At 76.1% G+C, this 21,400-nt stretch carries 22 protein-coding genes; 8 read left to right on the top strand and 14 right to left on the bottom strand.

The window, feature by feature from the left end; genetic code table 11:
- The first annotated feature begins 98 nt into the window (after positions 1–98).
- From ACK586_RS18050 to ACK586_RS18035, 4 genes are all read left to right on the top strand, one after another.
- Positions 99–1,082: a DUF3048 domain-containing protein gene (locus ACK586_RS18050; protein WP_409331879.1), complete on the top strand. Its 984-nt coding sequence runs from the start codon at positions 99–101 to the stop codon at positions 1,080–1,082.
- 51 nt (positions 1,083–1,133) lie between these two features.
- Complete coding sequence (locus tag ACK586_RS18045; protein ID WP_409331902.1) at positions 1,134–1,334, top strand: ribbon-helix-helix protein, CopG family; 201 nt, start codon at positions 1,134–1,136, stop codon at positions 1,332–1,334.
- Positions 1,331–1,702, top strand: a complete 372-nt coding sequence (locus ACK586_RS18040) for a type II toxin-antitoxin system death-on-curing family toxin (RefSeq protein ID WP_409331878.1) — start codon at positions 1,331–1,333, stop codon at positions 1,700–1,702. Before ACK586_RS18045 ends, ACK586_RS18040 begins: the two co-directional genes overlap by 4 nt.
- Positions 1,703–1,781: 79 nt before the next feature.
- Positions 1,782–2,780, top strand: a complete 999-nt coding sequence (locus ACK586_RS18035; protein ID WP_409331877.1) for an ERCC4 domain-containing protein — start codon at positions 1,782–1,784, stop codon at positions 2,778–2,780.
- A gap of 21 nt (positions 2,781–2,801) precedes the next feature.
- On the opposite strand, the gene ACK586_RS18030 is transcribed toward ACK586_RS18035, so the two are convergent.
- The 9 genes from ACK586_RS18030 to ACK586_RS17990 all read right to left on the bottom strand — a co-directional run bounded on the left by ACK586_RS18030 (position 2,802) and on the right by ACK586_RS17990 (position 13,040).
- Positions 2,802–3,194: a type II toxin-antitoxin system VapC family toxin gene (locus ACK586_RS18030; RefSeq protein WP_409331876.1), complete on the bottom strand. Its 393-nt coding sequence runs from the start codon at positions 3,192–3,194 to the stop codon at positions 2,802–2,804.
- The gene (locus ACK586_RS18025; RefSeq protein ID WP_409331875.1) at positions 3,191–3,445 is read right to left on the bottom strand and encodes a type II toxin-antitoxin system Phd/YefM family antitoxin; all 255 of its coding nucleotides are present in this window, start codon (positions 3,443–3,445) and stop codon (positions 3,191–3,193) included. Before ACK586_RS18025 ends, ACK586_RS18030 begins: the two co-directional genes overlap by 4 nt.
- A gap of 44 nt (positions 3,446–3,489) precedes the next feature.
- The gene (locus tag ACK586_RS18020; protein WP_409331874.1) at positions 3,490–3,927 is read right to left on the bottom strand and encodes a hypothetical protein; all 438 of its coding nucleotides are present in this window, start codon (positions 3,925–3,927) and stop codon (positions 3,490–3,492) included.
- A gap of 122 nt (positions 3,928–4,049) precedes the next feature.
- Complete coding sequence (locus ACK586_RS18015; protein ID WP_409331873.1) at positions 4,050–5,288, bottom strand: TIGR02679 family protein; 1,239 nt, start codon at positions 5,286–5,288, stop codon at positions 4,050–4,052.
- Positions 5,285–9,361 (bottom strand): SbcC/MukB-like Walker B domain-containing protein, encoded by a 4,077-nt coding sequence (locus ACK586_RS18010; protein WP_409331872.1) that lies wholly within the window; start codon positions 9,359–9,361, stop codon positions 5,285–5,287. Before ACK586_RS18010 ends, ACK586_RS18015 begins: the two co-directional genes overlap by 4 nt.
- The gene (locus ACK586_RS18005; protein ID WP_409331871.1) at positions 9,358–10,581 is read right to left on the bottom strand and encodes a TIGR02678 family protein; all 1,224 of its coding nucleotides are present in this window, start codon (positions 10,579–10,581) and stop codon (positions 9,358–9,360) included. The genes ACK586_RS18010 and ACK586_RS18005 overlap by 4 nt, the downstream gene beginning before the upstream one ends.
- On the bottom strand, positions 10,578–12,116 hold the full coding sequence (locus ACK586_RS18000; RefSeq protein WP_409331870.1) for a TIGR02677 family protein: 1,539 nt from the start codon (positions 12,114–12,116) through the stop codon (positions 10,578–10,580). The genes ACK586_RS18005 and ACK586_RS18000 overlap by 4 nt, the downstream gene beginning before the upstream one ends.
- Before the next feature lie 82 nt (positions 12,117–12,198).
- Positions 12,199–12,636, bottom strand: a complete 438-nt coding sequence (gene hepT, locus ACK586_RS17995) for a type VII toxin-antitoxin system HepT family RNase toxin (RefSeq protein WP_409331869.1) — start codon at positions 12,634–12,636, stop codon at positions 12,199–12,201.
- Positions 12,633–13,040, bottom strand: coding sequence for a nucleotidyltransferase family protein (locus tag ACK586_RS17990; RefSeq protein ID WP_409331868.1), 408 nt, complete (start codon positions 13,038–13,040; stop codon positions 12,633–12,635). The genes hepT and ACK586_RS17990 overlap by 4 nt, the downstream gene beginning before the upstream one ends.
- 127 nt (positions 13,041–13,167) lie before the next feature.
- Here ACK586_RS17990 and ACK586_RS17985 point away from each other — a divergent pair, with 127 nt between their 5' ends.
- A complete protein-coding gene (locus tag ACK586_RS17985; RefSeq protein ID WP_409331867.1) occupies positions 13,168–14,313 on the top strand; it encodes a hypothetical protein in 1,146 nt (381 codons plus the stop codon).
- A gap of 121 nt (positions 14,314–14,434) precedes the next feature.
- Here ACK586_RS17985 and ACK586_RS17980 read toward each other — a convergent pair whose 3' ends face one another.
- From ACK586_RS17980 to ACK586_RS17960, 5 genes are all read right to left on the bottom strand, one after another.
- Complete coding sequence (locus ACK586_RS17980; RefSeq protein ID WP_409331866.1) at positions 14,435–15,058, bottom strand: hypothetical protein; 624 nt, start codon at positions 15,056–15,058, stop codon at positions 14,435–14,437.
- A gap of 111 nt (positions 15,059–15,169) precedes the next feature.
- Positions 15,170–15,532: a DUF1330 domain-containing protein gene (locus ACK586_RS17975; RefSeq protein ID WP_409331865.1), complete on the bottom strand. Its 363-nt coding sequence runs from the start codon at positions 15,530–15,532 to the stop codon at positions 15,170–15,172.
- An 11-nt stretch (positions 15,533–15,543) separates the two neighbouring features.
- The gene (locus ACK586_RS17970) at positions 15,544–16,944 is read right to left on the bottom strand and encodes an ABC1 kinase family protein (RefSeq protein ID WP_409331864.1); all 1,401 of its coding nucleotides are present in this window, start codon (positions 16,942–16,944) and stop codon (positions 15,544–15,546) included.
- A 112-nt stretch (positions 16,945–17,056) separates the two neighbouring features.
- Positions 17,057–18,274 (bottom strand): HNH endonuclease signature motif containing protein, encoded by a 1,218-nt coding sequence (locus ACK586_RS17965; RefSeq protein WP_409331863.1) that lies wholly within the window; start codon positions 18,272–18,274, stop codon positions 17,057–17,059.
- 292 nt (positions 18,275–18,566) lie between these two features.
- Positions 18,567–19,304, bottom strand: coding sequence for an alpha/beta fold hydrolase (locus ACK586_RS17960; protein ID WP_409331862.1), 738 nt, complete (start codon positions 19,302–19,304; stop codon positions 18,567–18,569).
- A gap of 117 nt (positions 19,305–19,421) precedes the next feature.
- On the opposite strand from ACK586_RS17960, the gene ACK586_RS17955 reads away from it, so the two are divergent.
- From ACK586_RS17955 to ACK586_RS17945, 3 genes are all read left to right on the top strand, one after another.
- Positions 19,422–19,553 carry a hypothetical protein gene (locus tag ACK586_RS17955; RefSeq protein WP_409331861.1) on the top strand — a complete coding sequence of 44 codons (132 nt, stop codon included), beginning with the start codon at positions 19,422–19,424 and terminating at the stop codon, positions 19,551–19,553.
- Positions 19,544–19,804: a hypothetical protein gene (locus tag ACK586_RS17950; protein ID WP_409331860.1), complete on the top strand. Its 261-nt coding sequence runs from the start codon at positions 19,544–19,546 to the stop codon at positions 19,802–19,804. The genes ACK586_RS17955 and ACK586_RS17950 overlap by 10 nt, the downstream gene beginning before the upstream one ends.
- Positions 19,805–21,052: 1,248 nt before the next feature.
- Positions 21,053–21,334: a hypothetical protein gene (locus tag ACK586_RS17945; protein ID WP_409331859.1), complete on the top strand. Its 282-nt coding sequence runs from the start codon at positions 21,053–21,055 to the stop codon at positions 21,332–21,334.
- Positions 21,335–21,400: the final 66 nt, after the last annotated feature.

The raw sequence follows: 21,400 nt of genomic DNA, 5'->3' as shown, positions 1-21,400 counted from the left end.
GTCGTCCTGCCGTGTCGTCGAGGAGTGTTCCCGTGCCGTCCCGTCCTCCCGCACCTCGTACTCGCCGTGGCGGGGGAGTGCGGTGGCTCGCGTCGGCCGTGGCCACCGGCTTCCTGCTCAGCGTGGCGGTGGCCTGCGTGTCCGACGGCGACCCCGACCCGGCCCCGTCGTCGGCGACGCCGCCCGGGGTGTGGCCGCTGACCGGGGTGGACGCCGCCGGCGACGACACCGCGCGGCCGGCGCTGGCGGTGAAGGTGGAGAACTCGGCGGCCGCCCGCCCGCAGACCGGGCTGAACGCCGCGGACGTGGTGTGGGAGGAGGTGGTCGAGGGCGGCATCAGCCGCTACGTCGCCGTCTACCACTCCACGGTGCCGCCCGCGGTCGGGCCGGTGCGCTCGGTGCGGCCGATGGACGCGCCGATCGCCGCGCCGCTGCGGGGCCTGTTCGCCTACACGGGCGGGCAGGCGCCGTTCGTCGAGGCGGTGCGCGCGGCGGGGCTGCAGGACGTCAGCGCCGACTCCGGTGCCGACGGCTACTACCGGGCCCCGGGGCGCGAGGCGCCGCACAACACCTACGTCGACCCGGCGGCGCTGCTGGCCCAGGCCGACGACGCGCACCGCGACCCGCCGCCGCAGCAGTTCGCCTTCGCCGCCGAGCCGACCGCGCCGGCCGAGGGGACGCCGGCCGCCGGGCTCGACCTGGCGCTGTCGCCGGTCGCCGAGCCGCAGTGGGACTGGAGCGCCGAGGAGGCCGCGTGGCTCCGCTCGGAGGGCTCGGCGCCGGCGGTGGACAGCGACGGTGTCCGGCTGCGGGCGACGAACGTCGTGGTGCTTCGGGTCGACGTGGTCGACACCGAGTTCACCGACAGCATCGGCAACCCGGTGCCGGAGACGGTGGTGGTCGGTGAGGGCGAGGCGCTGGTGGCCACCGGCGGGCACTCGGTCGAGGCGTCCTGGTCGAAGGCGTCGGTGGGCGAGCCCGTCGTCCTCACGCTCGCGGACGGGTCGCCGGTGACGCTGGCACCGGGGACGACGTGGGTGGAGCTGGTGCCGAACCGGACCGGCTCCGTCGCCACCGGCTGATGCGCGAAGCCCGTCTGGCTGGTACCAGTCCGATACCATCGGATCGTGGCCATGACTCTGCGTACGGACGACGAACTGGACCGGGCGCTGTCCGCGCTCGCTGCTGCCGAGGGCACGTCTCGGCAGGAGATCGTGCGCCGGGCTGTGCTCGAGCGGTACGAGCGCAGCGGTCATACCGCCCGCGTCGAGCAGAGTGCGCGGCGCCTCGCCGAGCAGTGGAACGACGTCCTGCGCCGTCTCGGCGACGCGTGAACCCGGTCGAGTACCTCGATCTCGAGGACCTCCTCGGGCTGACCCGGCTGCTGGGTGCCGGTCCCGTGCGGGACGTCGGCCTCCTGGACTCCGCTGCGGCAAGGCCTCGGTCCCAGGTCTTCGGGCGAGACGCCTACGAGACCCTCCCTCTCAAGGCAGCGGCGCTGCTCCACTCACTGGTCGGCCACCACGCGCTGGTCGACGGCAACGAGCGTCTCGGGTGGCTGGCGACCGTCGTCTTCCTGGACCTGAACGGAGCCGCACCCGGCCTGGACGACGAGTCCGCCTTCGCCCTCGTGGTGGACGTGGCCGCAGGCTCGGTCGACGTCGGGCGCATCGCCGCGCGGCTCGACGTGGTGGCGCGCTGAGTCCCGCCGACTGACCCGGTCGGGGGAGCGGGCCGCCGCGTACCCGGGCGCCGGGTGCTTCGCGTGCCAGGGTGGTCCCGTGGTCGACGACCTCCTGGTGGCGCGCAACCCCGAGCCGGACTCCTCGCTGCCGTACCTGATCCGGGTGCCGCTCGGGCCCGACGGCATCGTGGTCAAGGCGCGGGAGACCTGGCCGGGCGCGACCAAGGTCTACTGCCACCGCGCCGCCGGCTGGCCGGCCGACGCCGAGGTCCTGGAACGGCACGCGGTGCGCTCGTGCACCCGGCGCGGCCCGGCCATCGACCTGGTGCTGACGCGGGCGCGGCAGAACCGGTCCCAGCTGGTGCTCACCCGCGCCCGCGGCCGGGAGGTGATCTTCTGGCAGACGCCGAGCACCACGAAGCAGGCCCGCCCGGGGGTCGCGCTGCCGACGGCCCGGGCGGCCGGGCGGGTGCTGGAGATCGCCGTCGACACCGGCGAGAAGTACCCGTGGGCCTTCGGCCACCAGCAGGCCGTCACCGCCCGGCGGCGCCTGTCCGCCGGTGACTACGCGGTCCTCCGCGACGACGAGGTGCTCGCCGCGGTGGAGCGCAAGAGCATCGCCGACCTGGCCGGCAGCCTGCGCTCGGGCAAGCTGACCTACGCGCTGGCCGAGCTGGCGGCGCTGCCGCGGGCGGCCGTCGTCGTCGAGGACCGCTACAGCCGGCTGTTCGCCCTCGACCACTGGCCCGGCGCGGCCGCGGCCGAGGCGCTGGCGGAGGCGCAGGCGCGCTTCCCGTCGGTGCCGATCGTGTTCTGCGAGACGCGTCCGCTGGCGCAGGAGTGGGCCTACCGGTGGCTGGGCGCCTGCCTGGCCGAGCTCGACGCCGCCGCGGCCACGGCCGGTGCCGAGGCGACGTTCGCCTCCGCCGGGCCGGTGCCGGCCGCCGCGCCGCGGCCCGCCGACGTCCGGCGGTGGGCGGTGCAGAACGGGGTGGTGGTCAGCGACCGCGGTCGCGTGCCGGCCGACGTCGTCCGTCGTTACCTCGAGGCGATCACGGCGGCGGCTGGTTCCCCGGGCTCGGGTCCCCGCCGGTAGCCGAGGTGCCCGGCCGCGCGGTCAGAGCCGGATGACCGCGGGGCCGCCGAGGTCGGCGAGCGCGTCGAAGTCGGTGTCCTGGCTCACGACCGGCACCCCGTGGGCCAGCGCGGTGGCCGCGATCCAGGTGTCGTTGACTTTCAGCCGCCTGCCCGACCTCGCGAGGCGCAGCCGCAGTTCCGCCCATGCGTCGGCGACGGAGGCGTCGATCGGCAGGGGGTTGAGGTCGGCCACGGTCTGCAGGGTGGTGAGCCGGCGCGAGCGCACGGACAGGTCGTCGGCGGCGAGCACACCGGCTCGGAGCTCCCCGTACGTGATCACCGAGACGGCGACCTCGTCGGGCAGGAGCGTGACGTCGAGGGCCCGGTCCTCGCGAGCGATGAAGACGCTGGTGTCGAGCAGTCCGCGGGTCACGGCAGCGGGCCGAGCTCGTCCGTTCCCCCGGCGAGGCCCCGCAGCTCCTCGGACAGGGCGGGGTCGGACTGGCTCCGCGCGAGCCGTTCAGCCAGGGCAGTGCCGCTCGTCCAGTGCGGTCGGCGCCCGCGCAGCGGCCCGAGCTCGGCGACCGGCTCGCCGTTCACCGTGATCTCGACGGACTCGCCGGCCGCGGCTCGGCGGAGGACGCCGGCCGTGTCGTTGCGGAGTTCCCGGGAGGCGACGCGCACGGCTACGACCGTAGCACTTCTGTAGGCCAGAGATGTCCTGCTCATCACGCCGGCCACTGCCCGCGGGGGAGGACGGAGACGGCGGCGCGGCCGTTGCCGACGTGGAGGCTGCAGTCGAGGCCGGCGCGGTCGCGCAGCACCGCCTCGACGGCCGAGGACCACGCGTGGTCGTCCGGGGAGAGGCCGGCCGGGCCGCGCCGCTCGACCAGCATCGCCAGGTGCAGCTCGCCCGGGTCGACGTCCTCGGACCCGGCGACCGTCTGGTGGAGCAGCGTGAGGTTGCCGAGCACCTCGCGGTCGGGCTCGAGCGGTACGTCGTCCACCGGGATCAGCAACGGCACCATCGTGCCGTCGCGGCGCAGCCAGGTCAGCCACAGCGAGCGGCGGACCGGCGGGCCGTCGAGCTGCAGGAGAGCGGCCCAGCGCTCGGTCAGCTCGGCGTCGCTGGTCGTGCGGACATCGGGACTCGGTCGGGTCGACATGCGCCGGGACTCTGGCCGATCCGGGCGACCGCTGCGGCCGTTGTCCACAGGTGGCGCCTCTTCAGCTGCTTCGGACGCTCGGCCGAACGTGAGGAGATGGGTCTGGAGCGCCGCGGAGCTCGTCAGCTGACGACACCCGCTGCGAGGTCGGCGAGCAGCGAGTCGAGCACGGCCTCCTCGTGCACGGCGCGGCCGCTCTCGCGGAGAGCCGGCTGCAGATCCGGGTCCCACGGCGTCGCCACCTGGGTGCCGGTGAGCGGAACGCCGGCGCCGATCGGCAGCGCGGCTCGGTAGTCGGCTGCGGACAACCGCCACGGGACGGCGCCGCGGGCCAGCACCCGTCCGGCGATGGCCAGCCCGGGCCAGTCGAAGTCGCCGTGGTAGCGGATCCGGGCGCCATCGGCGAGCAGGCGGTCGACCAGGAGCGACCCGGCCGCGGACGGGTTGCCCTGCAGGCAGACCAGCGGCCCGGGCACGTCCCGGTCGGCAGCCGCCTGCACCACCTGGGGGTTCTCGCAGGCGTGCACGACGGCGCCGGGCACCGCCCACGGCCCGTCCGCCCTCCTGAGCTCGCGCAGCGTCAGGTGGGTGGCCAGCCCGAGCTCGGCTCGCTCGCGCATCATGCCGGCCCACCGGCCGGTGCCCGGGGGACGCCAGCCGAGCACCAGCACGGTGCCGGACACGTCGTCGGTGCGGACGTCCGCGCTCGCCCACAGCCGGCTGCGGTCACCGGCCGTCGCCGGCGGCGGCTCGCCGCGCCGGGCGGCCAGGCCGCGCAGCGCCACGCGCCCGGCCCGGCGACCGGGGTCCAGCGCATGGGCGTCCCCGGCCACCAGCGCGGCCAGCTCGCCGAGCGTCCGCGGCGCCGGATCGGCGAGCACCCGCGCGACGGCGGCGACGGCGACCGGCAGCGCACTCGAGGACGACGGTCCCAGCAGGCCGTCCGCCCGCAGACCGGCCGTCCACCGCGCCACCCACGGGCCGGCCAGATCGGCCCCTGCGAGCAGCGCCTCCCACGCCTCGTCGATCCCCTGCCGCAGGCCGGCCGCGGCCGCCTTCTCGGCCGGGCGGTCGCGCAGCGGCCCGCCGAGGGCCGTCATGACCTCGACCAGCGACGCGGCGGCGGGGGAGCGGCGCAGGACGGCGTCCAGGTCGGCCAGCGCGAGCCGCCGTCGACCCGGCCGCAGGCGACGGCCGAGGATCCCGCCGAGCAGGTCGGCGGCGACGGCGTCCAGCGGGACCTCCACCTGCCCAACGGGCTGCAGCCCGGTGGCCTCCAGCCGCCGGCGGACGCCGGTCCAGACCGGCGCGAGCGCCGGTGCGCGCAGCTCGGCCCAGAGAGCAGCGGCGGGTGCGGTCACCGGAACACGTGCCGGCTCGTGCCGTCCCAGTGCACCCGGGTGGTGATCGCCGGCGTTCCCTCGGCCCGGCGCACCTCGTAGACGTCGAGCGCCGGCACGCCCGGCCCGAAGCCCCACAGCGCGTGGCCGGTCATCACGAAGTCCAGGTCGAGCTTCACCAGCTGGGCCATGAGCTCGCCGATCGTCCGTTCGTCGACCTTGGCGAAGGCGTCGTCGAGCAGGATCAGCCGCAGCGCCTCCGGGTCGGGCAGGCCGGCGAAGAACGCGTCGGCCGCGGCGAACAGCGCCAGGTAGCTGACCACCCGCGTCTCGCCCTGGGAGAGGCGGGCGCGCCGGCTGATCCGCCGGCGGTCCCCGGCGGCCGGGCCGAGGATGAAGACCTCGACGGTGTGCCAGGACCGGTGGTCCAGCGCCGCGCGGAGTGCGCCGGCGTACCCCTGCGCCGGGTCGGTGCGCAGCTGCTCCTCGACCCGCGCGCGCAGCAGGTCGGTGAGCTCGGTGTTGGCCTCGGCGGAGCGGGCCGAGGCGCGGGTCGCCACCAGCTCCTCCAGCCGGGCGGTCGCGCCGCTCGCGTCCTCGGCCAGCGGCCAGCGGATCTCCACGCCGATCCCGTGACTGGTGCGGATGCCGGCCAGGCGCTCGTTCATCAGCTCGACCTGCCGGGTCGACCAGAGCAGCTGCTGGCGCAGCTCGTCGGCGACCGAGCCGAGCACGAAGGTGGTGAAGATGCGCTGCTCGCGCTCGGTCAGCGCAACCCGGCCCAGGTCGCGGCGGCGCACCATCTCGGCGACCGCGCCGGGCAGCGTCCGTCGGCCGGTGGCCTCGGCGATGGCCACCAGGTTCACCCCGTCGACCACCGAGGTGAGCAGGTCGTAGTCGGCCGGGTCGCGGTTGCGGTCCAGCTCGCGCAGCGCCTTCTGGTAGCCGTCGGGATCGGGTTCCGGCAGCGGGTCGGGCAGGCCGGCCAGCACGGCGTCGACCAGTGGCCCGGCCGCGGGCAGGTCGGGGAGGCCGGCCGCCTCGGCGAGGCCGGGCAGCTCCGCACGCCGGCGCAGCGCCGCCTCCGCCGCGTCGGCCTCGATCCGCGCCGCACCGGCGGCCGCGGCGGCTGCGCCGGCTACGGCCTCCGTGCGCACCAGCGCGTCACGGGTGTCCTGCCGGTGCTGCTCGGTCGCGTGTTCGGCGGTCCGGGCATCGAGCACCGCCCGCTCGGCGGCCCGCAGCTCGGCCCGCGCGGTGTCGGCGTCCAGCCCGGCGGCGAGCTCGGCGGCGGCCAGCGCGGTGGCCGCCTCGTGCCAGACGGCGCGCTCCCGCTCCGCTGCTGCCTCGGCGGCGGTCCGGTTCTCCCGAGCCTGGTCGGCCGCTGCCGACGCCTCCGCCACCCGGGCCAGTGCGCGGCCGAGGTCGCCGAGGGACGTCGCCGCCGCCTCGGCGGCGACGGCGACGTCGCGGGCACGGTCGCGGGCGGTGGTCAGGACCGGCTCCTCGGGCGCCAGGCCCAGGCGCGCGCAGGCCTCGGCGTGCCGCTGGTGACCGAGGTCCCAGGCGCGGCGCAGCTCGCCGGCCTCCCGGTCGAGCCGGGCGGCGGCCGCCGCTTCGCGCTCCAGCTCGCGCTCCGCGCTCCGGCGAGCCGCGGCCGCGTCGCGCACGGCACCCGAGCGGGGGGCTGCGCGTACGTGCTCGGCGAGCTCACCCAGCGCCGTGGACAGCTCGGCGCTCCGGGCGTCGAGCGCATCGGCACCGGCCTGCACCCCGGCGAGCTCGGCGTCCAGCTCGGTGATCCGCTCGGCGCGGTGCCGGGCCCGCGCGGTCGCGCCGATGTGGCGGGCGTGCGGAACGGTGTGCCGGCCGGTGAGCGCACCGAGCCGGAAGGAGCCGTCGGCGGCCAGCCAGCTCGAGCCGGTCCGGTCGGCCCAGCCGATCCGGTCGAGGACGGCGGCCACCTGATCGGCCGGCGCGCCCCCGTCGGGATCGGGCACCAGCACCTGCGACAGCGGCCGGGCGGCGCGTTCCCCGGCCGCGCTCACCAGCAGCTCGCCGCTGCCCGGCGCCACCACCCCGTCCGCCGCGAGCACGGCAGTGAGCAGACCGGAGCCTATGAGCGCGGCCTCGACACCGGCCTGCTCCGCCGGGTCGACGCCGGCGGCGAAGTCGACCGCCCGCCACAGCGGGACGCCGGACTGCTGGGCCGTCCAGCCCGGCCGCTCGGGCTCCGGATCGTGGTCGTTCCGCAGCGCGGCGAGCGCCGCGGCCAGCTCCTCGGTCCGCTCGACCAGGAATTCGCGCTGCCGCCGCACGTCGGCGCGCTCGGCGAGCAGCCGCTCGGTCGCCTGCACGGCGGCGTCGGCGGCGGCGCGGTCCAGCCGGTCGAGGGCGTTCCCGTCGAGCTCGCCGGGGTCGTCGCCGGCCGCGAGCAGCAGTCCCACCGCGGTGGCCGTCCAGTCGACGTCGCCGAGCCGCGCGGCGGTCTGCGCGTCGCCGGTCCAGGCTCGCCACCGGTCCTGCAGCGCCGCGCGTGCGGCGAGTTCCGCTTCGACGGCGGCGTCGCGCCGGGCGGCGCCGTCCCGCTCCCGCTCCGTCGCCTCGTCGCGCCGCTGCTCGGCCCGGAGCACGGCGTTCTCCTCGCGGGACAGCCGCCGGTGCTCGCCGAGCCGGGTGTCGACGAGGGCGCGCCGGTCGGTCGCGGCCTGGCGGACCGCGCCGGCCGCCGCGCGCAGGCCCGCCGGATCGGCGTCGCCGAGGTCCACGGTCGCCCGGGACGGGCGGATGTGCGGCTCGAGGTCGCCGTCCGGTCGGCCGCGCACGGGTTCGGTGGCGCCGGGCTCGTCGACGAGCCGGGCCGCGAGCTCACCCGGGAGGGTGCTCGGCACGCCCGCTCCTGCGGCCCGCTCGGCGAGGTCCCCGAGCCGGGCCGAGGCCCGGGCCGCGACCTCGACGGCCTCCCGGGCTTCCCGGTGGACGCGGCCGGCCGCCTCCTCCTCGGTCCGCCGCGCTCCGGCGGACCGGTCGGCGGCGACGCCGGCCGTGGCTCGCTGGGCCGCGACCGTCCGGGCGCGTTCGAGCAGGTCGCGGTGCTCGGCGGACTCCTGCAGCCCGCGCAGCGTCGCCTCGACCTCGCCGAGGTGCTCGCGGGCCTCGGCGTGCGCGGCGGCGGCAGCGGCGGCGGCGGTTCGCGCGTCGGCGTGGGCCTGCTGGGCAGCGGCGTCGGCCCGATCGGCCCGGCGGCGGTCCCGGGCCGCGTCGCGCGCCCGCCCGGTGGCGGCGGCGAGCTCGCCCCGGGCGTACCGGCGGTAGGCGCCGAGGAACTTCTCCAGGTCGGCGACGCCGCGCTCGAGCCGCTCCTGCAGGGCCCGGGTCTCGGAGATCTCGTCGAGCTTGGCGCCGGCGGCGTCGAGGGTGGCCTGGGACAGCGGCGGCAGCGCGTCGGACAGCAGCGCGGGCAGGCGGCCCTCGTCGATGCGGTTGCCGACGTCGGGGGAGCGCAGGGTGTGCAGCAGCTGGGTCAGCCCGTCGAAGCGCTCCTCGGCGCGGGCGTCGTCCAGCCCGAAGACGAGGCGGCGGACCCGTTCGCGGTGCGCGTCGGCGGAGTCGGTGACCTGCTCGGTGCCGACGAGGCGGCCCAGTTCGTCCCGGGTCAGGGCGTGCCGGTCGGCGTCCAGCAGCGGCAGGTCGTGCCCGACCCGGCGGTCGGTGGTGAACCAGTGCACCTTCACCGTGCCGGTCGACGACGACCAGCGCAGGTGCGCACCCAGGGTGAGGAAGCGGGCAGGCGGGGCGGTGCTGTCGGTGTGCGCGAGCTCGAGCCACAGGTAGCCGACCCGGTTGCCGGTCTCCGGGCCGCCGACCCGCATCAGCCGGTCGAGGCTGACCTGACCCGAGCCGCTGGAGTCCATCCGGCGGCGGTCGGCGTCGAGCAGGAAGGGCAGCAGCAGTTCGAGGGCGCGGGACTTGCCCGAGCCGTTGGTGCCGCGCAGGACCATGCGCCCGCCGGTCAGCCGGAACTCGGTGTCCCAGTAGTGCCAGACGTTCTGGATGCCGGCGCGGTGCAGCCGCCACCGGGGTGTGCCGGTCACGGCGCCTCCTCCAGGTCGAACAGCCCCGGCCCGTCCGCGACCGGTTCGGCCGGGCGGGCGGGCGCGCGGGAGTGGGTCACCTCGGTCCGGTAGCGCGCGGCGACGGCGTGCACCCGCAGGCCGTCGCCGTCCGCCGTCGACAGCGACAGCGAGGTGAGCAGGTCGACCACCTCGGCGCGCAGCGCGCCGGGGTCCTCGCGTAGCCGGCGTTCCCAGCCGCGGCCGTACCGGGCGAGCAGCGCGGCGAGGGCGGTGTCGACGGCCGCCCACGGAACGGCGACCTCCGGTGGATGCGCGCCGGTGGCCCGGCGCGCGTCGGGGTCGGGCATGTGGTCCAGCACGAGCTGCTCGACCAGGAGCAGCGCCGCCTGCCGGACCGTGCCGATGCCGGGAAAGGTCAGGTCGGACAGCGAGGCGTCGGGGTCGTGGGCGAGCACGCCCTCGGCCCGGGTCTCGAGCACCAGGCCGAAGTGCTCGTCGAGCTGCCGGGCGGTCTCTCGGCGCTCGCGGGAGAGGACGTCGGCGGTGTCGCCGTCCAGCGCCGCGCGGGGGACGACGGGGTGCTCCACCAGCAGCCGGCGCAGGCGGCGGCGCGGCTGGTCGTCGGCGGCCGGCGCGAGGATCGTCGCGGCGTCGGCCCCCGACGGGAGCGGCCCGGTGAGCAGGTAGGGCAGCAGCGGCCGGTGCACGGTGAGCAGCGCCTCGTCGCGCCGCTCGGCCCAGCCGGTGGTGCTGCCGTCGGTCTCGGAGAGCACGCCCCACCGCACCAGCAGGTCGATCGCGGCGACGAGGGACCGGCGCTCGGTCAGCGTGTCGGGGATCGCGAGGCCCTGTCCGGCGGCGTCGGCCCGCACCTGCTCGATCAGGTGGGAGAGCAGCACCTGCTCCCCGGCCGAGGGCGACAGCAGCGCCGCACCGACCAGGCACAGGTGCAGGTAGCTGCGCCGGGTGAAGGGCTGCCGGTCGGCGCGGCGGGCGGGACGGGCCGGGAAGCCGGGCTCGGGCGGTGCCTTGAGCAGGCGGGCGAAGGTGGACTCGACGACGAGGACGTAGCCGAGCTGGGTGGCGAACAGCGCCCGCAGCGCCGGGCCGTGCCGGCGGACCAGCCGCATCGTCTCGGGGTGCCGGTCGAGGGTGAGCACGGGGGTGAGCAGCAGCGCGCGGGCGGCGATCCGTCGTTCGGCCGCGTCGTGCGCGGAGGTGGTGACGGCGGCGGTCATCGGTCGTCCCCGTCCACGACGTCCGCGCCGACGACGGAGAGCGCCAGCCCGTGCACCGTCGTCCGGCCGTCGGCGGCGTCGACGACGGTGTCCGCGCCGGGCTCGACGCGCAGCGTGAACCCCAGGTCGGCGTCGAACCGTTCCGCCGGCCGGTCGAGCAGCTGGTCGACGGCGATGACCGCGGCCAGCTGGTCCAGCAGCAGGTCGCGGGCGGCCGGCGACAGCCGCGCCCCGTGCAGCCGGCCGGCCGCGGACAGCTCGGCGGCCGCCGCGCGGAGGGTCGCCGCCTCTGCGTCGGCCTCGGCGAGCAGCCGCGCGCGGTCCAGCCCCGGGTCGGGCACCCGCGCGGAGCGGCCGCGGGCGGTGCGGTCGCCCTGCTCGCGGACCGACACCGGGACGTCGACCGGTGGGGCGTCCCACCACGACTCCGTCGGCGGGATGCGGCCGTCGTCGTCCTCGGGTCCCAGCGCTAGGTGCCGCGCCGGGGCGGCGCCGAAGGTGGCCGCCCACAGCCGGTGCGCGGTCTCGTCGTCGTCGCAGGCGGCGAAGACGGCGGCCAGGCGGAGCAGGTCGTCGCGACGCGACAGGCCGGTGCCGGCGGCGGACACCATCCGCTTGGCGTTGGTGAGCAGCTGGCCGAGGGCCTGTTCGGCGGCGGCGCGCAGCCGGTCGGGCCCCGACCGGCCCGCGCCCTCGGTGAACCAGGTGGCGAACTCGGCCCAGTCCCGTTCCGTGCGGCCGGGCAGCCGCTCGACGCGATCGCCGGTCAGACCCGGGAGCTCCGCCAGCCGGGCGACGACGGTGGGCACGTGCGGCTGCAGCTCGGCGAGCCGGTCGACGACCAGGGGAGCGTGCCGGCCGACGTCGGAGCCGAGCAGGTCGACGTAGTCGAGCAGTACGCCCTTGAAGGTGGCGTACTCCTCGCCGGCCAGGTCGTAGCGGCTGAGCACCGTGGCCAGGTAGGCGTAGAAGTCGGCGAGGCTGTCGAGGAACACCCGCTGGTTGCCGAACAGCGTGGTCACCTCGGCGGCGAGCCGCTCGGGGTCGACCGTTTCGCCGGTGGCGAGCCGGCGGATGAGCGCGAGCCGGTCGGCGGTGCCGGCCAGCAGCTCGCGGGCGACCTCACGCGCGCCCTCGGTCGTGGTGAGCAGCTCGTCGACCTGGCGCTGCACCCGGCCGCCGAGCTTGGAGATCTGGTAGCGGGTGCGGGCGCGCTGCCAGTCGGCGATCGTGCGCACGCGGGCGTCGCGGACCGAGCGGACGAGGTTGCCCCAGCGGACGAGCTGGTCGCAGCGGTCCTCGACGGTGTCGACGTCGAGCGGGGGGCCGGCGCGGCCCGGTTGCTCGGCCAGCCGCTCGGCCAGCTCGGCGGCGGAGAGGTCGATGAGCAGCCCCGAACCGAACAGCCGCATGATCGCCAGGTAGTCGCCGGTGTGCTCGGCGCCGCCGACGTAGCGGTACAGGTCGAGCCGCGCGGCGGACGCGTCCAGGGCTGCCTCGTCGTCCCCGGTCGGCGCGGGCTCGGTCGCGTCCACGGGCCCATGGTGGCCGATGCCCCCGACAACTCCGCTCACCCACCCCGGGGTCCGCCCCCGGGAACGGGCCGGGGACCTCCGGTCAGCGATCGCGCTGCAGCCAGGTCGCGACCTGCCGGACGAACTCCTCGAGGTCGCGTCGAGCCACGGGCACGGCCGCCGCGACGATCGCCAGGTCCGCTCGGGCGTACTCGTGCACGAGGAGGTTCCGCAGCCCGACGGCTGCGACCAGCGACTGCGCCAGGCCGGCGTCGATGAGGCCGTGCTCGGCCGCTCCCCGGACGGCATCGCGGTACGTCGTCGGCACCGACGCCGACTGCGCGGCGAGCACGTGGCCGCACACCGCCACGACGAGATCGACGGCCTGGGTCAGGGCTCGCTCCACGGCCAGGCGGAGCAGCACGTCCTGGCCCAGGCGGGCGCCGTCGACCTCACCGACCAGGTCGAGCGCGGAGCGCAGGTCGTCGAGCGAGCGGAGCTTCGCCTGGACGGAGGCGGGGTCGAGGCGGCGTGGCGTCACGGTGCCGACATCCGCTCCAGTTCCAGGTCGCGCAGCCAGGCCGTCTCGTAGAACTCGAGGGCCGCGGCCATCTGGGTGCGGGCGAACAGACCAGCCGACGCCTCGTACAGCGGTTCGCCCTCGACCAGGCCGGCGAAGCGGGCCGTCGGAGAGGCGCCGTCGAGGACCAGCAGGTCGACGTCGTCCCCGGCGGTCAGGTCGGCGAGCTCCCCGATGAGCGCCACGACGGTGTGCGTCCCGGCCGGCAGGCTGACGGCGACGTCGAGGTCGCGGGCGTGCCCGGGATCGCGGAGGGCGCTCCCGAACACGGTGATCACGCCGATGCCGTGCCGCTGCGCGAGGTCGTCGAGCCGCCCGTCGTCCGCGGCAGCGCGCAGGCGCGAGAGCGAGTCGGCCACGGACACGACGCGAGTGTAGGGAGCCGGCTCACCGCAGGTCCCCACTCGCCGGACCCGGCCGGGCACGCCTGCGAGCGGCTGCGCGGTCGTAGGCTGCCCCGACGGCGGGTCGTGGCTCTGGAAGGCGATGCCGATGATCCCGGAAGGACTTCTCGAGCGGGCCGCGGAGCTCAAGGGGCAGCTGATGGAGCACGCCCGGCGGCCCCGCTACGACCGGGCCTTCCGGGAGATGCTGGCGGGGAGCGGCGAGCCGGGTGACGTGCTGGACGAGAACCAGTTGATGCTGCTGTGGGACTCTTTCCTGCTGGAGCACCGCCAGCGGGACGGCCGGACCCTCGTCGACCACTTCGTCGACGCGCACCCGGACCTCCCTCCCGACGACCGGCAGATGGTGCTCGGCTGGCGCGACGTCGTCTCGGGGGTCTTCGAGGTGCAGCGCCGTGACCGCGACGCGGTGCTGCTGGTCAACCTCGTCGACGACCTGACCTACCGGGCGCACTCGACGGTCGGCCCGTCGGTCTTCCGCCAGATGCCGCGGCGGTCGTTCCTCCTCACCCGGCTCGTCGCAGTGGCCGACGAGTGGACGTTCAGCGGGCCGACCACGGTGTTGCGCCCCGGGGATCGGGACGCCGCTGCGCGCGCGGCGATCGACCTGTCCCTGCGCTCGCCGGCGGCAGTGTTCCGCAACCCCGCGAAGCTGACCCAGGCCTGGGAGCTCCAGCGGGAGGAGCGGCAGCGCTTCATCCGGTTCTTCGGCGCCGACCTGGTCGTCGTGCCCGGCGGGCAGGCTCAGCGTCGACTCGACGACTTCCATGCCTTCCGCCAGGCGGAGGTCGTCCGCGAACGACCGCAGCCGCCGCGCGGGGTGCCGCGCCCGCCGGCTCGGGTGCTGGAGCTGCCGCCGGAGCTGGTCGAGTCCGACACCGTCGCCCTCGTGTACGACGAGGACGACGGGCTCGGCTTCTTCGCCGACTTCGGCCTGGTCGAGGAGGCTTTCGCCGACCCGGAACTGCTGCGGCGGCGCCGCTACCGGGAGCAGGTGCTGTCGTACCTGCACGACGACAGCGTGTCGCCGACCGTGCTGCGCCGGCTGGCCGAGCGCGACCCCGCCCGGGCGAGCGCGGTCTTCCGCCGGCTGCTCCAGCGGCGGAGCTTCGACTGGGCACGGGACGGCGAGGAGTTGCTGCGCTCGGTCAGACCCGACTACTTCGCGCAACCGCGCCTGCCCTCGGTCACGCCGGTCGGGGAGCTGCTGGCCTCCTACACCGGGCACCGCTGACCGCCCGCGGAGGGCGGATCGGGTCACCGGCCGGTCGGCCGCCGCGGATGCGGGAGCAGGCCCGGGAGGCTCACTCCCCGGGCGCGTCCCGCAAGGCGGCCGACGGGCCGTGGCGGCGAGCTCAGACCGTCTCCGGGACCCGCAGGTGGGCGAGCGCGAGGTCCATCTCCTGCACGTCCAGGATCCGGGCGCCCATGGCCCGGGCGAACTGCTCGCGCAGGAACCACGCCTGCCGGCGCACCAGGGCGATCGCCTCGCGGCTGTCGAAGCTGGTCACGCTGACGGTGCGGCCGGCCCGCCGGTCGACCAGCAGGCTCACGCTGCAGAAGCCGGGCAGCTCCCGCAGCCGCGGCAGCAGGTTCAGCCGGTAGGCGTCGAGCAGCCCGTCGACGTGGTCGGCCGGGATGCGCGCCCAGGTGACCTGCGCGCCGGCGCCGTCCCCGGCCATCCGGTCGCGGTGCAGGACGGCGATCTCCCACTCGTGGACGTCGGAGTGCCGGCCGCCGACCATGTGCTCGAGCCGGTGCCGGGTCGGCCGGACCTCCTCGGCGGTGGCCCGCATGGCCTCCTTGTCCGCCCACGCGGTGGCGACGATGACCCGGCCGGTCTCCCGGTCGGTGAGCGCCGAGAGCCCGTAGCAGCCGTCGGCCGCGGCGAGGTCGGGCAGCACCTGCTCGCGCAGGTACCTGACGCCGTCGTCGATCCGGGCGGGATCGGCGTGGATGTTGGTGGACCGTGCGTGCATGCCGCCGCTCCCGTCGGTGGGGCGGCGCCCGGGCGGCATCGCCTCGTGCGGCTCACTGTGTCCCCGGTCACTCCCGCGGGCAAGCTGCGGCGGCCGGGATCGCGGCGGCGGCTACCGGGGGCTGGTCGGCTGGAGGACGGCCTCGGTCAGCGCCTGGGTGCGGAAGTGGGTGAACTGCTGGTACTCGGGGTCGGCGACCATCCGGCTGAACGCCTCGCGGCTGGGGTAGCGGACGAGGAGGACGGCGTCCCAGGCCTGGCCCTCCTCGGCGACCAGCGGCGTGTGCCCGTCGCCGGCGTAGACGACCTCGCCGCCGTACCGCGGCAGGTAGGTCTCCTTCAGCGCCGCGGAGTACGTGGCGTAGGACTCGCGGCCGCCCTCGGCGAAGCGCAGCAGGTTGAGCATGACGACGGGACCGCCCGGGTCCTCGGCGAGGAAGCGCTTGAGGTCGGCGCCGCGTGGGTCGATGGCCATGGCCCCGGAAGCTACTGGGCCGGTCCCGGGCCCGCGCCGCGCGCGGGATAGCCGGGCAGCCAGCGGGCCACCTCGCCGTCGACGTCGACTGTGGCGCCGAGCGAGCAGAGGACGCCGACCGTGCCGGTGGCGACCCGCTGCAGCAGCAGGTGCCGCGGCGGCACCGACAGCCGGCGCTGGGTGCGCGAGGCGGCGCCGAGCGGGTCGGACGCCCGGCGGGTCTGCTCCTGCAGCCACCGCCGGGTGAACGTGTACGGGCGTTCGCGCAGCGGGTGTATGTAGGGGTCGAGCAGGTCGGCCAGCGCCGTCGCGGCGACCTTGCCCGGCTGCAGCAGGTGCGCGTCGTCGGCGATGCGGTGCAGCTCGGCCGCGGCGCCGTCCCGCCCGGCGGCGAGCAGCGGACCGAGCCGCGCCGGCCAGCCGGCGGGCATCGGCTCGGTGGCGCCGAAGTCGAGGACGCCGAGCCGGCCGTCGGGCAGCAGGCGGAAGTTGCCCGGATGCGGGTCGCCGTGCAGCCGGCCGGTGCGCACCGGGGCGGAGGCGAGCAGCCGCACCAGCAGCGTGCCGGCGCGGTCGCGGCCGGCCGGGGTGCCGTCGGCGATGACGCGGGACAGCGGCGTCCCGTCCAGCCACCGGGTGACCAGCACCGGGCCGGCCGCGGCGACGACCTCGGGGACGGCGACGTCGGGGTCGTCGCGGTAGGCGTCGGCGAAGGCGGTCTGCGCCTGCGCCTGCGCCTCGCGGGCGTAGTCGACCTCCTCGACCAGGCGGGTGCGCAGCTCGGCGATCAGCTCGCGGGCGTCGAGGCCGGGCGCGGCGACGCCGATCACCGGGGCGAGCGCGTCGAGCATCTTGAGGTCGGCGACGAGCGCGTCGCCGACGCCGGGGTACTGGATCTTGACGGCGACGGGTGTGCCGTCGGACCACGTGGCGCGGTGCACCTGGCCGATGCTGGCCGCGGCGACGGGCGTGTCGTCGAACTGCCGGAACGGGTCGCGGTCGAACGCCCGGTCCAGCTGCTCGCGGACCATGCCCGCGGGCATCGCCGGCGCGGCCTCCTGCAGCCGGGTCAGGGCCTCGCGGTAGGGGCCGACCAGCTGCTCGGGGAGTGCTGCCTCCATCGCCGACATCGCCTGGCCGACCTTCATCGCGCCGCCCTTGAGCTGGCCGAGGGTGGCGAACAGCTGCTCGGCGGTGCGCTGCTGCACCTGCGCGGCGACCGCCTCGGCCGGCCGCCCGCCGATCCGCTTGCCGAGACCGAGCGCCGTCCGCCCCGCGTACGCCGCGGGCAGGGCGGCCAGCCGCGCGGTGCGGGCGAGGCGGCTGCGCGGGGGCCTGCCGCTGTCCGGGGAGTCCACCGGCGCTCCGTAGCGGCGGGTCGGCGCCGGGCGGGTCTGGCGGTCCAGCGGCATGCGTGGATCCCCTGAGGTCGGACGCCGCAGCGGTCCGGTGTCGTCGCTGCGCCGGGCGCACCCGTGCCCCGCGGCCGGTCGGGCTCGTGGGGTGGGTGGGTGCATCGTGCGGTCAGGTGCGCAGCGGCGCGGAGATGACGATCTCGGTGCCGTCGGGGCGGTAGGTGCGCCATCGCTGTCCGGGCGGGGCGGTGTCGTCGCGTTCTACGCGATACCCGTGGTGGACCTTCGTGTGATGGCGTTCGCAGAGCAGCCCGGAGTTCTCCGCCGAGGTCGTGCCGCCGTGGGCCCAGTGGACCAGGTGGTGGACGTCGCAGAACCAGCGGGGTGCTTCACAGCCGGCGAACACGCAGTGCCGGTCGCGGAGTTCGACGGCCTTGCGGATGTGGGCCGGGACGATCCGCTGCTCGCGGCCGACGTCGACCGGCAGCCCGTCGGGGTCCAGGACGATCCGGGTCAGGGTGGCGTCGCAGGCGAGCCAGCGCGTGCGGGCGGCGGAGAGAGCGGCGCCGAGGCCGGTGTCGGCGGCGGCCGGCCCGGTGCCGGGCTGGACCAGGTCCTCGAGGCCGATCGTGGCGATGACGTGGGGCTTGACGGTGCGCAGGACCGGCAGCTGGCCGGAGGCCAGCGCCAGGTCGGCGAGTTGCACGAGGGCGTCGCCGGTGCGCTGGGCGCGGCTGCGGTTGTCCGCGGCACAGCGGCCGGCGGCGGCGATGGACTCGAGCGCGGTGGCGACCTTCTGCCCGCCGACCGCATCGAGGGTGCCGCCGACGGTCCAGGAGCCGTCGGGGTGCTGCACCAGGGTGAGTGAGCGTTCCTCGGTGGGGTCGGGTTCGGGGCCGTCGGGGTCGAGCTTGGCCAGGTACTCGCCGACGGCGATCTGCAGCTCCCGGTGGGTGCCCCGGCAGGCCAGCTCGACGAGGGCGGTCTCCACCGCGGCCACGTCGATGCCCTGCTCCGCGGCCAGCTCGAGGTTGGCAGGCTTCGCGATCTCGGCGATCACCTCGACCTGGTCCGCGCCCAGGGCGCCGTCGGCGAACGCCCGCTCGGTGGCCGGGAGCTGCTCCAGGAGCCGACCGCGAGTCACGAGGTCCCTGGCCAGGGAACCGGAGACCCGCGCATGTCCGCGCAGCCAGGACTGCATCGTCTTCGCCCCGTCGTACTCGCACGCGGCACGGACGTCGGCGCGGCGGGTCACACGGGTGGCGTGGGCGGTCAGCCGGTTGGCGGCCGCGAGAACCTCCCGCAGGTGCTCCAACAGCACCCCGTCGGGGAGCTCGTCGAGGTCCAGGACGGCGAGAGCGTCGAGTGCAGTCTGCAGCTCGCGCATGACCCCTCCTCGACTCTTCGAACCTGTGTTCGAGGATACCGGATCACGGTGGGCTCCGCCGTATGAATCCCCAGGTCAATGGCCTGTCCACAGTTCTCACTCGGCCTCTTGACGAGCGGTTTCCGAAGCCGCTCGGAAGGCCGGTGCGGACGTCGTCCTCAGCTTCGCGTCCGTGCGCTGACCCGGTGGGCATTGCCGGTCCGACCTCCAGCGCCCTCGACGGATCGGCCGTGAGCCACCACGCCAGGAGCGCGGCATGCCCGCTGCGCCCACGACCGGGGTCCTGGGCCGATCAGCCGCGGGCGAGTTCCTCGATGGGTGCGGACCACGCGGCGGGCGAGGTCCAGACGAAGCTGTGCGCGCCGGGGAGGGTGCGGAAGCGGCCGTCGGGTGCTCTGGCGGCGACTTCGCGGGCCCAGGCCTCGGTGCAGAGCCGGTCGGTGTCGCCGTAGAGGACGAGCACCGGCTGGGGGACCCGCGCGACGGTCTCCTCGAGGCGGTCGGCGAGGTGGACGCCCAGCGCATGCCGGACCCGGCGCAGGCTGGCGCGCTTGCGCTCGGGGGCGTGTTGCGCGTCGAGGTCGGGCGGCTCGAGCGCGTGGTTGCGCCGCCAGGCGAGGAGGACTTTGCGGAGGCTGCGGAAGGCCGGGTCGATCGTCGGGGAGGCGAGCACGAGGGCTTTCACCGCCGGCTCCCGGACAGCCACGTGAGCAGCGACCTGGGTGCCGCTTGAGTGCCCGACGAGGACGACCTGGTGCAGGCCGGCGGCGGCCACCCACTGGACGACGGCGTCGGCGAACTGGGCGACGTCCATCGGGTGCGGCGGCTCGCCGCTGCCGGAGAAGCCGGGCAGCTCGACCAGGTGCGCGCGCGTCCAGGTGCCGAGCGCCTCCACGGCCGGCTGCAGGTAGTTCGAGACGGCGAGGCCGGGGACGACGACGACCTCGGGGACGCCGGGCCGCGGCGTGCCGGCCGTGCGGCTGCGCATGACGCCCCAGCCGGTGGGGCGGTGCTGCAGCTCGACCGCCACGTCGGCCGACGCTAGTGCGGTGGTGGTCCGGTCGCCCTGCGGGACGGCGGAGGCGCTGGTTGGGTGGGGGTGGGCGGTGAGCCAGCGCCGTCCTCTCGCTCGCTCCAGGAGTTCGCGATGGCCAAGAAGACCGCGGCAGGGACGTCGAAGCAGGACATGGCGAAGGCGCTGGGCGCCGCGGGCGCGGCCTTCGGGCTGGTGACGTGGTCGCGCCGCGGGCGGTGGCGACCGCATATGGCGTGCCGGTGACGCCGGGCGGGCTGCAGCTGCAGCGGCTGTTCGGCAGCCGCGCGCTGGCCCTCTCCGCGCTGGCGCTGACGGCGAAGACCGAGGAGGAGGTCGACCGCGGGCTGGCCGCGGTCGCGGCGGTCAACGTGCTCGACACGCTCACCGCGCTGGCGGGCGCGGGCAAGGCCGGCGGGCGGACCACCCGGCGGGCGGTCGTCAGCTCCCTGGCCTACGGCGCCGCGGCGTTGTGGGTCCGCTCGATGAAGCGCTGACCCGGTAGGCCGTCAACACTCGGATGCCCCCAGGTCGCCGTCGCTGGGCTGTGCGGCAGACAGCGGTGCCTCGGCCACGGTGCGGCCGGTCCGCAGGTCGACGGTGGTGATGGGCCTTCACCCGTCGCCGTGGACGTGCGGCAGGAAGACGGAGCGGCCGGTCGGGTCACCGGCTACGGGGTAAGGGGGCACGCCAGCGGGCACGATAGGGTCACCGGTCACCGCGCTGTCCCGGGCGACGACGAGGCGGGATCTGCGCGCGCCCGTCGGCCCTGCCGATCCGTCCGGCACCACGGTGCCCTCCGTGAAAGCCGCGAGCGCGGGGGTCGGCGGTGAAGCCGACGGCGTAGGGGGCGGTTCGCCGCGGAAGCCGTCCTGGACGAGCGCGGTGACGCCGCCGTCCAGCGGCAGCGAGGTCGCTGACGTCGACGACCGTCGGCCGGTTTGGTTCCGTGGTGACGGTCGTGGCCGTGGGCCTGACCCGGTCGCGGCATTGGCGCCTATACGTTGACGTCGGCGACGCCGTTGCCGTTCAGGTCCGAGCCGGGCCCGAAGCACTCCTCAACGGTTGCGGTGCCGTCGGAGCAGCGGACCTCGAGGTCGGAGGAGTCGTAGTAGGGGTCGTCCGGATACGCGTCCTCGCGGACGCAGCCGTAGTCCTCCTCGAAGTACCAGCCGCCCGGGAAGCCGCCCTCGGCGTCGATGACCTCCTGCGCCGCGGCCGCCTCGCGCGCGCCCTGCTCGGCCGCCGCCTCTGCGGCTGCCCGGGCGGCTGCCTCGGCGGCGAGCCGGGCGGCGGTCTCCTGCTCCGCGGCCTGCTGCGCGGCGGCGGCGCCCTGTGCCAGGGACGAGGCTCGCGCGTGGGCGGCCGCGGACGAGGCCAGCGACTCCAGCTCGGCCTGGACGCCGTCCTGCGCGGCGCGGGCCGCGTCGGCAAAGACGGCGTCGAGCGCAGGCGCGGCGGCCGGCGAGGACTCCGAGCCGCAAACCCGCGAGCAGGCCGGCGGCGAGCAGAGCGAGGACGGGTAGGCGCGAGCGCATCAAGAGGACCCCCGGATCGGCGCCGTTCCCCGTGGACGGCGCGGCAGGGAGCGTCGCACGCAGGGCGACGGAAGCGAGACGCCACGGTCCGCCCTCGCCGATGCAGGTGACGCCTCATGGGTCGGCCGCGCCGACGACGAAGGCGGTGGTGGCGAGGCCGTTCCGCCGCGCGCAGGCGCCGTTGGCGGCGTTGAGCTGGTCCTGCGGGTGGAAGCGCCTGTCCATGAGGACCGCCTCCTGGCGACGTTCCGCGAGCACTACGGAGTCGGCAAGGTCGGCCACGTCATTAAGGGCAACATCCGAGAGACGCTCACTCGGACGTCGGTCGACGGCCGGGGGGTTGTCAGGAACGGCGACGTCTATCGGGTCGAAGGCCGTCAGATCTCTGTCGTTCGTGTGCCAGTGGACGCCGACACGCTGCGAACAGTGAGTCAGGTCCCGCCAGAGGAGATCGACCTAGCCCGGGGCTTTCACGGCGGAGTGGCGTGAGCGGGTGTTGATCAACTGAAAAGTGCTCCTGACCAGCAAGGATGGGTCTTGTCTAGGGACCTGTCC

The organism is Trujillonella humicola (assembly GCF_046233715.1).
Lineage (GTDB): Bacteria > Actinomycetota > Actinomycetes > Mycobacteriales > Geodermatophilaceae > Trujillonella > Trujillonella humicola.
The sequence above is the reverse complement of the archived record's forward strand: the minus strand, read 5'-3'. Positions and strand labels throughout refer to the sequence as shown.

What these genes read in the sequence shown, in the direction of transcription:
- ACK586_RS18045 (WP_409331902.1), top strand. Translation starts at nt 1,134, where the DNA reads ATGACTCTGCGTACGGACGACGAACTGGACCGGGCGCTGTCCGCGCTC.
- ACK586_RS18020 (WP_409331874.1), bottom strand. Translation starts at nt 3,927, where the DNA reads ATGTCGACCCGACCGAGTCCCGATGTCCGCACGACCAGCGACGCCGAG.
- ACK586_RS18005 (WP_409331871.1), bottom strand. Translation starts at nt 10,581, where the DNA reads ATGACCGCCGCCGTCACCACCTCCGCGCACGACGCGGCCGAACGACGG.
- ACK586_RS17985 (WP_409331867.1), top strand. Translation starts at nt 13,168, where the DNA reads ATGATCCCGGAAGGACTTCTCGAGCGGGCCGCGGAGCTCAAGGGGCAG.
- ACK586_RS17980 (WP_409331866.1), bottom strand. Translation starts at nt 15,058, where the DNA reads ATGCACGCACGGTCCACCAACATCCACGCCGATCCCGCCCGGATCGAC.
- ACK586_RS17975 (WP_409331865.1), bottom strand. Translation starts at nt 15,532, where the DNA reads ATGGCCATCGACCCACGCGGCGCCGACCTCAAGCGCTTCCTCGCCGAG.
- ACK586_RS17970 (WP_409331864.1), bottom strand. Translation starts at nt 16,944, where the DNA reads ATGCCGCTGGACCGCCAGACCCGCCCGGCGCCGACCCGCCGCTACGGA.
- ACK586_RS17965 (WP_409331863.1), bottom strand. Translation starts at nt 18,274, where the DNA reads ATGCGCGAGCTGCAGACTGCACTCGACGCTCTCGCCGTCCTGGACCTC.
- ACK586_RS17955 (WP_409331861.1), top strand. Translation starts at nt 19,422, where the DNA reads ATGGCCAAGAAGACCGCGGCAGGGACGTCGAAGCAGGACATGGCGAAG.